Origin of the sequence: Carnobacterium mobile DSM 4848 (assembly GCF_000744825.1) — a bacterium.
GTDB classification, from domain to species: domain Bacteria; phylum Bacillota; class Bacilli; order Lactobacillales; family Carnobacteriaceae; genus Carnobacterium_A; species Carnobacterium_A mobile.
On record NZ_JQMR01000001.1, the window covers coordinates 1,964,661 to 1,978,868 of the forward strand.

Genomic DNA, 14,208 nt, shown 5'->3' on the forward strand with positions numbered 1-14,208 from the left:
ACACAATATCCCGGCATATTATGCTATACTAGGTGGGCGATATAAAAAGCGAGACAAAGGAAACATTGTCTATAAAATACCTAAGGAGCGAGAAAGAATGAAAAACTTCTTTTTTATAAATTTGATAAAGAACACAGTTAAAGAGGGATTATCTGCCAATATACATAAAATAACAAAAACTATAGTTGCAGCGGGTGAAACAAATGATTGATAAGCGTTTATTTCATTTGATAGAAAAAAAGCCTTTAATCTACTTAGTGATTTTCCGAACAATGAATTTAGGGTTATCTATAGTCTTGTGGTTCGTTTTTGCTGGTCAGTTAGCACATTATTTAGAAGGAGAGAGAATTTCCGTTCCTACTTTGCTGCTAATGACATTGATTGTACTCACTGGAAAAACTATTTTAACTAAACAAATTGAAAGAAAAGCTTATCAAGCTTCGGCAGATTTACGGATAAAGTTGCGACAATCAGTAATGGAGAAAGCCTTTCGCCTAGGCGGTGGTCAAGAACAATTAGCGGCACCTACTTTAGCGCAATTGACCGTAGACGGTATTGAACAATTGGATATTTATTATGCACGTTTTTTGCCACAATTATTTTATTGTTTGATTGCTTCGTTGATGATTTTTGGCGTTCTAGCTGGATTTGCTTGGCAGCCTGCTCTAGTTTTGCTGATTTGTACGCCGCTGATTCCAATCGTGATTATAATGGTGATGAAAGTTGCAAAACGCATTTTAAGCGGTTACTGGTCACGCTATACGGATTTAGGGGCGAAGTTTCATGAGAATCTAGCAGGATTGAGCGTATTGAAAGCTTTTAACCAAGACGCCCACAAACACCAAGAAATGGTTGAGGATGCAGAGGGGTTTCGTAAAGTGACCATGAGTCTGCTTTCTATGCAGTTGAATTCTATTACTATCATGGATATTGTTTCTTATAGTGGTGCTGCATTGGGAATTGGCTTAGCACTCATCGGTTATGCTCGAGGAACGATTGAAACAACTGGAGCAGTGATGTTTTTATTGTTGAGTGCAGAATTTTTTATCCCGGTGCGCCAATTAGGGTCTTTATTTCATGTTGCAATGAATGGAATCAGTGCTTGCAGCAAATTATTTACCTATCTGGAACTTCCGGAACAAGTCTACGGCACACAAAAAATAACAGCAGGCTCGTTAGCTGTAGTTCATGTGAAAAAACTATCTTTTTTTTACGATGCCAAGCAGCAACCTGCTTTAGATCAAGTTTCTGCTGTTTTTTCAAAAGGCAGTTTTTCTGCTTTAGTTGGAATATCAGGATCGGGTAAAAGTACGTTTGCGCGTGTTCTCTTACATCAATTAGCTGGATATGAAGGCAGCATTTTATGGGATCAAACAGAACTTAGGGATTTAAATATGGAATCCATCCGCCAGCAAGCTGTTTTAGTTGATAATCATGGGTATCTCTATCTGCAAAGTGTGAGAGAAAATCTCCTGATTGCTAACCCTAAAGCTAGTGATGCAGAATTATGGCATGTTTTAGAAAAAGTACATTTGAAAGACTTTGTGCAAAAATTACCGCAGCAATTGAATGAGCCGTTGTTGGAAAATGGCGGCAATCTTTCAGGTGGTCAAAAGCAAAGACTTGTGTTAGCACGCGCTCTTTTAAGAAACACCCAACTGTATATTTTTGATGAAATCACGTCAGGAGTAGATCTAGCCAGTGAAGAGATTATTTTAGCTGTTTTAAAACAATTAGCTAAAGAAAAAATTGTTTTGTTTATTTCACACCGTTTGTACAATGTACTGCAAGCTGACCAAGTACTTGTTTTTGAAGAAGGGCGTATCGTTGAGCAGGGACCCCCGGAAAAATTGCATACCCATTCAACTTACTTTAAAAATTATTTCAGAGAAGAACGACAATTTATGAATGGAGGAGTGGAAAGATGAAACAACTAAAGGTCATCCGATGGCTCGTTTCTTTCGTTCTTCCATTAAAAGGACGGATGCTTCTCGCGATTCTTTTTGGAATCATCAGCAATTTATCGGTTATAGCCATCTCGCTAGTTGGAATTCAAGAAATCATCGCTATTTTTATGAACCAGCCAAATAATCCGCAACAAGCCTTACTGATTATGGTGAGTTGCGGACTGGCTCGGGGAGCAGCGAGGTATGCGGAACAATATTTAAACCATGATATTGCTTTTCGTTTACTAGCATTAATTCGAGAAAATATTTTTGCTGTATTGCGAAAGTTAGGACCAGCTCGGTTAACAGAAAAGAAGAGCGGCGACTTAGTCACAGCGATCACAACAGATGTTGAAGCATTGGAAGTTTTTTTTGCTCATACGATTTCACCTATCTTTATTGCTTTAGGAACGTCTATCGCATCCATTGTTTTTTTATCACGTCACCATTGGGGATTAGCGCTTATTTTATTATTAGGTCACCTAGTTGTTGGCGTTATTATTCCCTTGATCAGCTTCTTAAAGCATCAAAAAATTGGAGAGGATTACCAAACAGCTTTTGTGGCACTCAATCAACAAGTTATCGAGAACGTTAACAGTCTTTCAGATATTTTTCAATTTCAACTAAAAGACCAACGGGTGCAAAAATTAAACGCTATGGGCGAAGCATTAAATCAACAACACCGCAAACAGCTGCAACAATCAAGCCTATTGCAAATAGCCAGCGAAATCGTCTTAGTCACCACGGCAGTGAGTATTCTCTTAGTAGGAATTTTTCTTCACTTACCGGCAGCGACCGTTCTTACTGCAACGGTTCTTAGCCTGAGTTCATTTGGTTCTGTCTTAGCGTTAAATGGTTTAGGGAGTGCTTTGCTAACCACTTTTGCCAGCGGTCAACGATTATATGCATTGACGCAAGAACAACCCACTGTTTCTTTTGAGACAAGCCAAGAGAAACTAGCTGAATTTGACGAAGGACAGATGAATCAAGTTGCGTTTAACTACCCAGCACGCTCACAATCTATTTTGAACGCTGCTTCTTTATCGTTAAACCGAGGGGAATGGCTTGGAATTGGCGGAGAGAGTGGAAGCGGAAAGAGTACGTTGGTCAAATTATTGATGCGCTATTGGAATCCAACCAGCGGAACCATTGAGTTCGATGGCATTCCGCTGGCTTCTATTCAAGAACAAGCACTCCATCACCTAGAAGGCGTGATGGAACAAAGTACATTTCTTTTTGAAGAAACGATTTTTAATAACATTCGCTTAGGCAGAATGACTGCTTCTAAAGAAGCGGTAGAACAAGCTGCACGTCAAGCGTCGCTTCATGACTGGATTTTAACGTTGCCAGAAGGTTATGAAACTAAAATTGGCGGACAAGCTCGCAGTATTTCAGACGGAGAACGGCAACGGATAGGATTAGCTCGTTTGCTTTTGCAAGATGCCCCGTTATTATTACTAGATGAACCAACTAGTAACTTAGACTACATTAATGAACAAGCTATTCTTAACGTATTGTCTTCAGAAATCAAAGAGAAAGCTGTTCTTTTGGTCTCACATCGAGAAACAACTCTGGCCTATGCAAACCAACAACTTCGATTAGAAAGTGGGGTGTTGAAGGAAGGCGAATGAAGTTTCAAGAAATAGCTTTTAATTTGTTTTCAACTGGGGCAAATGGTTGCTGTTTACAATCGTTATGCTAGAAAACTGACTTTTAGGTGAGTGTGAAACAAGAAGACTGGAAAGTTGGCAATACAATATTTGTAAGTTAGTTTGTCATGTAGTGATTTGAAAGATCTGGTTATAAAGCTCTTGAAAGATAAAGTAGGTCTGTACATCCGTATGTACAGGCCTTTTCTGCAAATAAAAATATCCCCTCTTAGAAGAGCTCCTTGCTAAATGAACTTTTATTGAGTTTGAAATATTTCCCTAAACCAATTAGGTTTTTATCTTTTACAACATAACAAATACTGGCTTTCTTTACTCTACTTAAAAAGTAGCAATAAGCTTTATTTAGCATGAAAATTTACAATGTTTCAGAAATACAGAGTCCGCACGCACCAAGAGCACCATTTATTTCATTATAAGGTTTAAAGATTCGTTGTTTAGGATGTTGAAGATTCAATAAAGATGCATTGTCATCAATATACTTAATCAGGAGATCAGCCAGTTCAGGCTCACTCAATAATTCACTATGGATATAGACGATATCTGAATCCATAACCATTAATAAATTATTGATTGCAATAGAAAAATAATAAATAGCTTGATTAATAATTGTGATCGAACCTTCATCTCCTAATTGATAGGCTTTAATGAGTGTATTGATATCAATCTGTTTTTTTTCGGATGCTAACTGTTTTAGGAAAGTATGAGGTACATTTTCATATATCAAATTTGCTTTTTTTATCATCCAAGATTCGCTAGTATAAGTTTGAAGACACCCCCTTTTACCACACTCACATAATTCACCGTTTGGATTGATGACAGTATGTCCAATTTCACCAATCAAATGATTGTTTTCTGCGTATATTTCCCCGTTATACATATAAGTACAAAACATCCCGCGACGAACATGCAGAAAAATAAAATTCTTGTCTTGTATATCATCTCCAAATAAACGTTCAGCGATTGCCATACATTTGACGTTATTTTTTAAATAAATAGGCAGATTAATTGAGTCGACAATATTTTTCAGTGGAAATGTTTGCCAAAATGGGTTGTTTGTTTTAATAGTGCGGTTAACGGGATCATAGTGACCAGGTATCGCAATGCCTATAGCGACAGGATTATATTCTGTACATTGCTCGATAAATTGGTTCAATTTATTCAGAAAAAAGGTATCTGTAAGCTTTTCTTGATAATCCCAATTATTGTGATAAATAATTTGCTGTTCAATAATTGTTCCAAGATTATCGCTTAAACAAAAAGATAGAAAATTATCAGATAGCTCTACACCTATGAAATAGTTATGATAGGGAGAAATAGCTAGTAATATTTTCTTGCGTCCTGGTTTACTATACTTTTCATCTTCTCCCAATTCGTGAATATGATTTTCTTTAATAAGGTTATTTGTTATTTCGCTTACAGTAGCAGGGGTGATGGATAGTTCTTTTGATATATCGATTCTTGAAATCGGACCTTTCGTATATATTTTATCTAAGATTCTTGTTTTTTGTATACCTTGTTTCTTAGGCAGGTACATGGTAATAGCCCCTTTCTGTGCTAAATTACAGATGAATCTACATTTTAATAAGTAAGAGTAGTCATAGTAGAAGGAGTGTGCGGTATTAAACTTGTATTTCTTTCTCCACTTTGTTTGAAGACTTATTTTGCCGTATATTAATTGTAATGTATCATAGTAATGATAGTATAACTTAATATTTATTTTTTGTAACGTTTAAGAAGAAAAAAACGACCTAAATACATTTAATTGTTTACAAAATAAAATTAAACTATTATACTGTTTTTAATAACTAAATATTACTAATAAACAAATGAAAGGGTTTTATATTGTATGTTTGTTTATAAACTATAATTAACAGGAGGGTGTTTATGTCTGAATCAAATAGTTTTATCGAGGAAAAGCTTATGCCGATTGCTTCAAAATTAAGTGCTAATAAATATTTAACAGCTATTCGGGATGGAATTACATTAGCCATGCCGTTGATTATTATTGGATCAATATTTATGGTAATCGCCAGTTTTCCAGTTCCAGGTTGGGAAGCTTGGTTAGGAGATATCGGTGTGGCTGATTACTTATGGAAAGGCGTTGATAGCAGTTTTGGTTTAATTGGTTTGGTGGCAAGTTTTGGAATAGCTCAAAGTTTAGCGAATCAATATAAAGTAGATGGTGTTGCTGCTGGGATTATTTCAATGTCTTCTTTTGTTATGGTTACACCTTTTATTTCAGGGGAAGCAGGAGCAGGTTTAACTGTTCGTTACCTTGGCGCTAGTGGTTTATTTGTTGCTATTGTTTTAGGATTGTTTAGTGCATTTATTTATCAATGGTTCATTAATCACAATATTCAAATTAAAATGCCTGAGAGCGTTCCGCCAGCTGTTGCAAGAAGTTTCAGCGCTATTATACCCGGTGCAGTAATCATCACATTCTGGTTAATTATTTATTCTATTCTTGATACAGTATCTTGGCCTAACCTTCACGAGCTTGCTCAAGTAGTTCTAGGCGGACCACTCGGGTTATTAGGTAACAATATTTTTGGTACAGTAATTGTTGCTGGTTTAAATAGTTTGTTATGGTTTATTGGTATCCATGGAGGAAATGTTGTGAACTCGATTATGCAACCAATCTGGATTTCAAACTTAGCCGAAAACAATGCTGCTTATCAAGCAGGAGCAGAAATGAAAAACATTATTACGATCGCATTTATGGATAATTTTGTCTATATTGGCGGCGGTGGTGCAACGATTGGTTTAGTATTAGTGCTTGGTTATATAGCCCGTAAAAAGAATACGAGCAAACAAACTAAAATTATGGCTCCAATAACCGTTGTACCTGGCTTATTTAATATTAATGAACCTACAATGTTTGGTGTCCCTGTTGTTTTAAACTTTGCATTACTGGTTCCTTTTATTGTTGCTCCAATTGTAAATGCAATCGTTGCTTATATCGCTATGTCAACAGGGCTTGTTCCTCTAACTAGAGTTGTCGCTTCTTGGACGATGCCGCCTATTATTAGCGGGTTCTTAACCACAGGAAGTATAAATGGATCAATATTACAAATTGTTTTGATTGTATTGGATATTCTGCTTTATCTGCCATTCTTCTTAGCCCTTGAAAAACGTTTCAAAGCACAAGAAGAAAATGAGCCGTTGTATTAAAAATAGAAAGGAAGTTATATAAAAATGGTCAAACGTTTAATAAGTGCGAATGCTTCAGAAATTCTAAGTATGAGTGCACAAGAGTTGAAGCAAAGTATTAAAGCAAGTGAAGGTCGCGTTATTCTATCTGAAAATGTCGCTCCACGTGAATCTTTTATCGGAGACATTACAAATTCTGAAATTGCAGGTGCATTTGGAGCAGACCTGATTCTTCTAAATGGAATTGACGTATTAAACCCTGATATTTTTGCAATTGGGGAGTATGAAGGATCGTTTGTTGATCGCTTGCATGACTTAGTCGGCCGTCCGATTGGTGTCAATTTAGAGCCAGTGGATACATCTGCAGATATGGTGGAAGAAAGAGCAGAAATTGCTGTAGGCCGCCAAGCAAATGTTGAAACATTGAAACAAATAGAAACATTAGGATTAGACTTTGTTTGCTTTACCGGTAATCCAGGAACAGGCGTAACAAATGCCGCAATTATCGATACAGTGAAAAAAGCAAAAGAATATTACTCAGGACTTATTATTGCTGGAAAAATGCATGGTGCTGGGGTTGATGAAGCTGTTGCTGATTTGAATGTCATTAAAAGCCTGATTGAGGCTGGAGCGGATATTATTCTAACACCATCAATTGGAACAGTGCCTGGGTTTGATAAAGAAGATTTAAAAGAAGCTGTTAAATTAGCACACCAAGAAGGAGCTCTAGTTATGACTGCTATCGGGACGAGCCAAGAAAGTTCCGAACCTGATACAATTAAGTACATGGCTTTACAAAATAAAATATGTGGAGTTGATATTCAACATATTGGCGATGCTGGATATGGCGGGGTTGCTACCGTTGAAAATATTTTTGCAATGAGTAAAGCCATTCGTGGACAGCGTCATACTGTATCGAGAGTTGCGCGTTCTATTAGTAGATGATAGTTGTAGCAACAACTGAGTGGTTATATCTCATAAAGTTACGGTTCTTTATCGAATTGTGTTGGTCATGCTTAATAATGAAATTTCCTCCGGAATTTACGCGTCTGCTTGCAAGAGCCATGGGAACGACTGGAGCCTTTCATGTCTCCAGCCTTTCAAGCCTCAAACGAAGCCTAACCGCTTCGTAATTCGCATTGAATCCTTTACATGGCTGCAAAGAGCCGCTATTCCTCCGAAAATTTCAAGTTGTGGAATAGACTCATTCTTCTTACCAACACTAAAAATAATAGAACCAAAGTTACAAGAAAAGAAGCTTTCTAACGCTTGTTAGAGGCTTTTTTACTTGTAATTTTTGAATATTACTCGTCACAAATTAACTTTCATTTAAAATAGGACATGGTTAATGTGACAAGTTTTATTGAATTCATAGTTTCTAAGCAAATCAGCCGCTGAATAATATAAATTTATCCTGTATGATAGGTACAAAGAAGGATGATACTGAGGAGGATGATTAGGTGAAACATATCGGCACTCAACCATTAGAAACAGAAAGATTATTCTTAAAAATGATCACGCTAGATGATGCAGAAGACATGTATCACAACTGGGCAAGTGATGAAGAAGTCACCAAACATTTAACATGGAAGCCGCATAACAGTATCGAGGTTACCATAGCTAGCATCTCAAGTTGGCAAAAAGAGCTGGAACAAGAAGATTGCTATCGCTGGTGTATAGAGTTAAAAGAAAACCAACAAGTCATCGGAACGATTGATGTGGTTCAGATAAACAACGATATTGAATCAGCTGTGATTGGGTATTGTATGTCTAAAAAGTATTGGAATAAAGGAATCATGACAGAAGCTTTTGTCGCTGTTAAAGACTTTTTGTTTGAACGTGTTGGATTTAATAGAATAGAAGCCAGTCACCATACTGAAAATCCTGGTTCGGGAAAGGTTATGGAAAAGGTTGGAATGAGTTTTGAAGGAATCAAAAGAGAGGGAGCAAAGGATAATGAAGGAAACCTTTGTGATATAGCAACGTACGCTATGCTTAAATCAGATTGGGAAAATGAGTACAATCAGATAGAGCGAAACGATTAACTTTTCTATCCTAAAAAGCGTCGTTCAAAAAGGTATGTGTAAAATAGTTCTCGAGATTCTATCATGTTTTACTGGCAAAAAGAGGTTCTTTATCGAATTGTGTTGGTCATGCTTAATAATGAAATTTCCTCCGGAATTTACGCGTCTGCTTGCAAGAGTCATGGGAACGACTGGAGCCTTACATGTCTCCAGCCTTTCAAGCCTCAAACGAAGCTTAACCGCTTCGTAATTCGCATTGAATCCTTTACATGGCTGCAAGGAGCCGCTATTCCTCCGAAAATTTCAAGTTGTGGAATAGACTCATTCTTCTTACCAACACTAAAAATAATAGAACCCAAAAAAGAAAGAAGGCGTTCTATCATAAATGTATGCTTGAGCGGCAAATACATAAATGAAAGAGGCCTTCTTATGAATAAGATTATATCAAAGGTTTACCAAATAATAAAGAAGTTAGCTTGAATATTAAATTTGTTTGTCCTACAATGAATAAGAGAGATAGAAAGAATTGAATAGCCTTGTTAGGTGAGGCTACTGTACTAGAGATATGCTGCTGCCCAGAAACGTCCAAAGACGCCAATGGGTTAACAGGAATTTTCGAATTAAGGAAATTTTTAACGCAGCTGGGATCGTCCCTATGCTGTACAGTGCTGAAACTCAATGAAGGGGTGCTGGTATTAAATCCGTTTTGATCAACTGTCTATCAGTTGTTTTGCGCGCTCTTCGAAGCGTGCTTTTTTTTATTTCTTTTTTAGTTAAATGGTAAATGAAAAACAACAAGAGAAAACTGTTTTTGTTATTAGCTTGTTTCATTACTATAAAGTTCTCTAGGGGGTGGTTCAAGTGGATTCTATTCCATCTTGTCGACAGATGAAAAAATCGAAAAGTTTTATTCATATAATGCAAAAACGAATACAAGAAGAAGGAGCACTTTTAATGAGCCTTCCTGAGAGGAATGATAGTAATGAAAAGAATGGATGACAGAAAAAACACCTATTATGAAGGAATCTTCAAAGCCGCAAAGGAAAACAACCGTAAAAAATTTCGTAAGCTATTTTTGAAACTTCATACAAATGATCAAGTTGAACTTTTTCACCTCTTATATCCTGAAAAGAGAAAAAAGTAGAGAGCTTTTTGGAACCAGCAGAATTTGCGGAATTATTTGAATGGATGGATCCTGCTGATCAAACAGAAGCTTATGAAGCCTTCTCGCCTGAATACATTGCGAACTTATTCCATTATATGGAGATAGACAATGTGGTAAACTTTTTATCTTACCGAGATGACGAAGAAAGACAAGTTCTCTTAAATTTCTTAGACACAGCAGAAAGAAGCAAAGTAGAAGAAATGCTCGCGTATGAACCAGAAACTGCGGGATCCATTATGACGAAAGGGTTTATTAGCGTTTCTCCTGAACATACTGTGCAGCAAACAGTGGAGATGGTACGTACTATTGCTAAGGAAGCAGAAATGGTCTACTATATTTACGTTTTAGACACAACCAGCAGATTGGTAGGCATCTTATCTTTGCGAGACACAATTTTGAATCCGGAAGATACAAAAGTCCAAGATGTAATGTTGACTCAATTAGCCTTTGTACGTCTGAATGATGACCAAGAAGCGGTTGCTCGCATGATTCAAGATTATAATCTGTTGGCCGTTCCTGTTTTGAACGATGAAGATGTGATGCTCGGAATTGTGACGGTCGATGATGTGATGGATATTTTGGTTGAAGAAACGACAGAAGATTTTAATGAATTCTCTGCTATCCGTAAAACGAAAAGCAAAACGGAACGAGGAGAAGAGAGTGCATGGCAAATTGCTCGTGCAAGGATGCCGTGGATCGTCATTCTTGTTTTCTTAGGAATGATCAGTGCTTCTTTGATCAGTTCGTTTGAGGAAACATTGAGTCAAGTAGTTATCCTTGCTGCTTTTATTCCAATTATTATGGATTCAGCTGGGAATGTAGGAACACAATCATTGGCAGTTGCAGTTCGAAATATTTCGATGGGAGAAGAAAGAACCAGAGAAGAGTTTTGGCAGAATGTGCTCAAAGAACTCTTAGCAGGAATGATGATTGGATTGTCGGCAGGAGCAGTTTTAGCACTCGTCGTCGGCATTTTTTATCAGAACCTCGTTTTAGCAGCAATTATTGGGTTTTCACTTTTTGTGACTCTAAGTTTATCGACTGTAGTAGGAGCAGTCATTCCCTTCCTTATCAATCGATTGAAAATTGATCCCGCTATTGCTTCCGGGCCTTTTATTACAACGATCAATGATGCAATGGGATTATTAATTTATTTTAGTGTAGCAACAAAACTTCTTCATGTGCTTTAGGAACAAAATAGAAGAGCAGCACCAAACGTAATTCAAGACGTTTGGTGCTGCTCTTTTTAAAAAAAAGTTTAAAAGGGAACAGGACACAAATCCCGCTCTCCCTTTGCATAATTGAATAATTAACTTATTTTTTGCTTCAAAAAACAAACCTAAAGCAGGCTTATTCGTTGCCTTTTTTGACCCATTCTGCCACTTTGACGGTACGCTCAGCTTGGTATTTCACAGCATCTGCTACATCTTCGATCATTTTTCCGTCTTGTCCTACAGTCACGCTTGTTCCATAAGGGTTGCCGCCTGCTTTGAATAAGACAGGGTCTGAATACCCTGGTGCTGCAATAATGGCTCCCCAGTGCATCATGCTGGTATACAATGATAGAATCGTTGCTTCTTGTCCACCATGCGGATTTTGCGCAGAAGACATAGCACTAACTACTTTGTTAACTGTTTTTCCGCTAGCCCAAATGCCGCCTTGGATATCCAGGAACTGTTTCATTTGTGATGGCATATTTCCGAAACGCGTTGGAGTACTGAAAATAATGGCATCTGCCCACTCCAAATCAGCGGATGTTGCTACTGGAACGTCTTTTGTTGCTTCGACAGTAGCTTTCCACGTTTCATTTCCTTGAATGATTGCTTCAGGAGCCAATTCTTGTACTTTTAATACTCTGACATCAGCGCCTGCTGCTGTTGCGGCTTCTGCTGCCCATTGTGCTAATTGATAATTTGTTCCACCCATACTATAAAATACTACTGCTAAATTTGCTTTTGTCATATTGATCTTCTCCTTTGATTTTCTTTTTTTAAAAAAATTCTATCTAATTAATTTGTTCCATTAAAAGTCGTATTCTTCGTCTTTTTCCTTACGAATAGCTGCGAAAGCTTCAACGGTCAATACCGTATCTTCAATGAGTCGTTCTAAACGAAAGAGGACGTCATCATTTATGATTTCATTTCGCAAGAAATCTTTTTCTTCAATAAATACGTATGTCGGGACGATGTGAGCTTTCATATACGCTAAAATGGGTTTCAACTGTTGTTCCACCATTAAATAATGTTTAGTTGTACCGGCTGTCATTACACTGCTGACGACTTTATCTCGGAAAGCGTTGACCGGCAGCAAGTCGAAGATATTTTTAAGTGTGGCAGGGATAGAAGCTTGGAAAGTAGGCGTTCCAATGATGATGGCATCTGCAGCCATGAGAGTCTCTGCAACGTATTTTGTATCGCCTTCATACTCAAAATAATTCCGTCCATCGCTGAACACCATTGTATACTCGGCTAAATCTAAAAGCACAGCGTCATGTTCCGGGTATTTTTGTTTAAGAATCTCTACTGTTTTCAGCATAGCTGTTTTTGTTTTGGAACCGATGATTGAGCCGGCTAATACAGCGATTTTCATAGTTCACCTCCTTTAATTTTTTGTGTATTTTTTGATTGCTGGGATAATGTCATTCCCAATAAGTTCTATATTTTTCATGAGCTTATCAAATGGTACACCGCCAAAATCAATTTGCGCCATAAACCGCTGCATGCCGAACAATTCATATTGATACAATATTTTTTCAATAATTTGATCGGTACTGCCGACCATCAAAGCATCACGGTAATCTGTTGCTTGTGCAAATTGTTGTTTTGGATATCCTGTACCGCGAATGGCTTGGAAACCGCCATTGATATGCGGATACATTCCTTGCAGCGCTTCTTTTGTCGAGTCGGCTACATAAAATAAACTAGTTGTGGCGACTGGTAAACCAGCTGGGTCAAATCCACTTTGCCGAGCAGTTTCACGGTAAGCATCGACAGAATGTTTGAAGTTCATTGCCGGCCCACCCAACGTAGTCAACATCATTGGGAGTCCCATATAACCTGCTTTGATTGCGCTAGAAGGCGGACCTCCTACAGCACGCCAAATGGGAAGCGATCCATTTAAAGGACGCGGTAAAATCTCGGCGTTTTGCAAGGGAGCCCGGAAGTCTCCTTGCCAGGTAACACGTTCATTTTCATTGATCAGCTTAAGCAATTCCAGCTTTTCTTCATAAATTTCTTCATAATCCTGTAAATCGACACCGAATAACTGATGAGCTCCAACACGCGAACCACGGCCGGCAACGATTTCTGCACGTCCATTTGAAATCAAATCAATCGTTGCAAAGTCTTCATACACACGTACAGGGTCTAAAACACTTAATACTGTTGCTGAACTGGATAGTTTAATTGTTTTTGTGGCTTGGGCAATTGCTGATAAAATTACGCTATGCGCTTGGGATGCGAAATAAGTTTGGTGACTTTCACCCACACTAAAAACATCTATTCCTGCTTGTTCAGCAAGCTGACTCATTTCAATTAGTTGTTGAATTCTTTCTTGTGCTGAAATTCGGTTTCCTGTTAAAGGATTCATGATATGGTCGCCTAAAGAATACAGACCAAATTCCATCCCGTTTGATTGGTTGATACGGTATTTTTCCATTAGTGAATCTCCTTATCGGTTATAGTTGATTTTGATTTAATTCTGGCTTTCATTTGTTGGATGGAAAATTGTTTGACTAGTCAAGTGATACGGTAAAAAAATATCATTTTTCCAGATATTTTTTTCTGCTTTGTTTTTGTATGCGCGACATAAGTGAAAACAGTACTTTTTGTTCTTCTTTTGATAAACAGTCTTCAAAAAAAGAGGATTGGAACTCAAGTTGGGCTTCATAAGCATTTTCTAATTTTTTCCGGCCTTTATCTGTTAGCGAAATTGTTTTTGTTTTCCATTCCTGTTTGCGCTCGATTAATTGATCTTTTTCTAAACGAGCAAGCATGCGAGAGATTCCACCTTGCGTGACCGTAACTTTTTCTGCAAGTTCGCTTTGCGTTAACGGCTCATAGGTTGAAATTTGAAGCAACGCATCAAATTGAGCAGTTGTTAAATCATATTCTTTTAAGAATTCGTTTGATAGCAAATTGCTTTGGTGAGTGAAACGAGCGATCCGAAGCCAAATCAATGAACCAAGAGTATTTTTTCGCATATTGTCATCACTCCTTTTCGTTATCATCACTTTACTACTCAACTGACAAAAA

11 protein-coding genes and 1 riboswitch are annotated in these 14,208 nt (G+C 37.6%); of the genes, 6 read left to right on the plus strand and 5 right to left on the minus strand.

Annotated elements, in window-relative coordinates; all coding sequences use genetic code 11:
- The first annotated feature begins 203 nt into the window (after positions 1-203).
- Together BR87_RS09380 and BR87_RS09385 are read left to right on the plus strand one after the other, a co-directional pair.
- Positions 204-1,928, plus strand: a complete 1,725-nt coding sequence (locus BR87_RS09380) for an ABC transporter ATP-binding protein/permease (RefSeq protein ID WP_035031358.1) — start codon at positions 204-206, stop codon at positions 1,926-1,928.
- On the plus strand, positions 1,925-3,577 hold the full coding sequence (locus tag BR87_RS09385) for an amino acid ABC transporter ATP-binding/permease protein (RefSeq protein WP_035031361.1): 1,653 nt from the start codon (positions 1,925-1,927) through the stop codon (positions 3,575-3,577). The genes BR87_RS09380 and BR87_RS09385 overlap by 4 nt, the downstream gene beginning before the upstream one ends.
- Positions 3,578-3,971: 394 nt before the next feature.
- On the opposite strand, the gene BR87_RS09390 is transcribed toward BR87_RS09385, so the two are convergent.
- Positions 3,972-5,150, minus strand: coding sequence for an ROK family transcriptional regulator (locus BR87_RS09390; RefSeq protein ID WP_035031363.1), 1,179 nt, complete (start codon positions 5,148-5,150; stop codon positions 3,972-3,974).
- Between the two features lie 350 nt (positions 5,151-5,500).
- Here BR87_RS09390 and BR87_RS09395 point away from each other — a divergent pair, with 350 nt between their 5' ends.
- The 4 genes from BR87_RS09395 to mgtE all read left to right on the plus strand — a co-directional run bounded on the left by BR87_RS09395 (position 5,501) and on the right by mgtE (position 11,145).
- Positions 5,501-6,787, plus strand: coding sequence for a PTS sugar transporter subunit IIC (locus BR87_RS09395; protein WP_035031365.1), 1,287 nt, complete (start codon positions 5,501-5,503; stop codon positions 6,785-6,787).
- A 24-nt stretch (positions 6,788-6,811) separates the two neighbouring features.
- The gene (locus BR87_RS09400) at positions 6,812-7,711 is read left to right on the plus strand and encodes a DUF7916 family protein (RefSeq protein WP_035031368.1); all 900 of its coding nucleotides are present in this window, start codon (positions 6,812-6,814) and stop codon (positions 7,709-7,711) included.
- Positions 7,712-8,226: 515 nt separating this feature from the next.
- Positions 8,227-8,811, plus strand: a complete 585-nt coding sequence (locus BR87_RS09405) for a GNAT family N-acetyltransferase (RefSeq protein ID WP_035031371.1) — start codon at positions 8,227-8,229, stop codon at positions 8,809-8,811.
- A 507-nt stretch (positions 8,812-9,318) separates the two neighbouring features.
- Positions 9,319-9,482: riboswitch (M-box (ykoK) riboswitch) on the plus strand.
- A 460-nt stretch (positions 9,483-9,942) separates the two neighbouring features.
- A complete protein-coding gene (gene mgtE / locus BR87_RS09415) occupies positions 9,943-11,145 on the plus strand; it encodes a magnesium transporter (RefSeq protein ID WP_051929788.1) in 1,203 nt (400 codons plus the stop codon).
- 160 nt (positions 11,146-11,305) lie between these two features.
- On the opposite strand, the gene wrbA is transcribed toward mgtE, so the two are convergent.
- From wrbA to BR87_RS09435, 4 genes are all read right to left on the minus strand, one after another.
- Positions 11,306-11,917 (minus strand): NAD(P)H:quinone oxidoreductase, encoded by a 612-nt coding sequence (wrbA, locus tag BR87_RS09420; protein WP_035031377.1) that lies wholly within the window; start codon positions 11,915-11,917, stop codon positions 11,306-11,308.
- 60 nt (positions 11,918-11,977) lie between these two features.
- Positions 11,978-12,544: an NADPH-dependent FMN reductase gene (locus BR87_RS09425; protein ID WP_035031380.1), complete on the minus strand. Its 567-nt coding sequence runs from the start codon at positions 12,542-12,544 to the stop codon at positions 11,978-11,980.
- A 12-nt stretch (positions 12,545-12,556) separates the two neighbouring features.
- Positions 12,557-13,612 (minus strand): LLM class flavin-dependent oxidoreductase, encoded by a 1,056-nt coding sequence (locus BR87_RS09430; protein WP_035031383.1) that lies wholly within the window; start codon positions 13,610-13,612, stop codon positions 12,557-12,559.
- A gap of 103 nt (positions 13,613-13,715) precedes the next feature.
- Positions 13,716-14,156: a MarR family winged helix-turn-helix transcriptional regulator gene (locus BR87_RS09435; protein WP_035031386.1), complete on the minus strand. Its 441-nt coding sequence runs from the start codon at positions 14,154-14,156 to the stop codon at positions 13,716-13,718.
- Between the last annotated feature and the right edge of the window lie 52 nt (positions 14,157-14,208).

What these genes read in the sequence shown, in the direction of transcription:
- BR87_RS09380 (WP_035031358.1), top strand. Translation starts at nt 204, where the DNA reads ATGATTGATAAGCGTTTATTTCATTTGATAGAAAAAAAGCCTTTAATC.
- BR87_RS09385 (WP_035031361.1), top strand. Translation starts at nt 1,925, where the DNA reads ATGAAACAACTAAAGGTCATCCGATGGCTCGTTTCTTTCGTTCTTCCA.
- BR87_RS09390 (WP_035031363.1), bottom strand. Translation starts at nt 5,150, where the DNA reads ATGTACCTGCCTAAGAAACAAGGTATACAAAAAACAAGAATCTTAGAT.
- BR87_RS09395 (WP_035031365.1), top strand. Translation starts at nt 5,501, where the DNA reads ATGTCTGAATCAAATAGTTTTATCGAGGAAAAGCTTATGCCGATTGCT.
- BR87_RS09400 (WP_035031368.1), top strand. Translation starts at nt 6,812, where the DNA reads ATGGTCAAACGTTTAATAAGTGCGAATGCTTCAGAAATTCTAAGTATG.
- wrbA (WP_035031377.1), bottom strand. Translation starts at nt 11,917, where the DNA reads ATGACAAAAGCAAATTTAGCAGTAGTATTTTATAGTATGGGTGGAACA.
- BR87_RS09425 (WP_035031380.1), bottom strand. Translation starts at nt 12,544, where the DNA reads ATGAAAATCGCTGTATTAGCCGGCTCAATCATCGGTTCCAAAACAAAA.
- BR87_RS09430 (WP_035031383.1), bottom strand. Translation starts at nt 13,612, where the DNA reads ATGGAAAAATACCGTATCAACCAATCAAACGGGATGGAATTTGGTCTG.
- BR87_RS09435 (WP_035031386.1), bottom strand. Translation starts at nt 14,156, where the DNA reads ATGCGAAAAAATACTCTTGGTTCATTGATTTGGCTTCGGATCGCTCGT.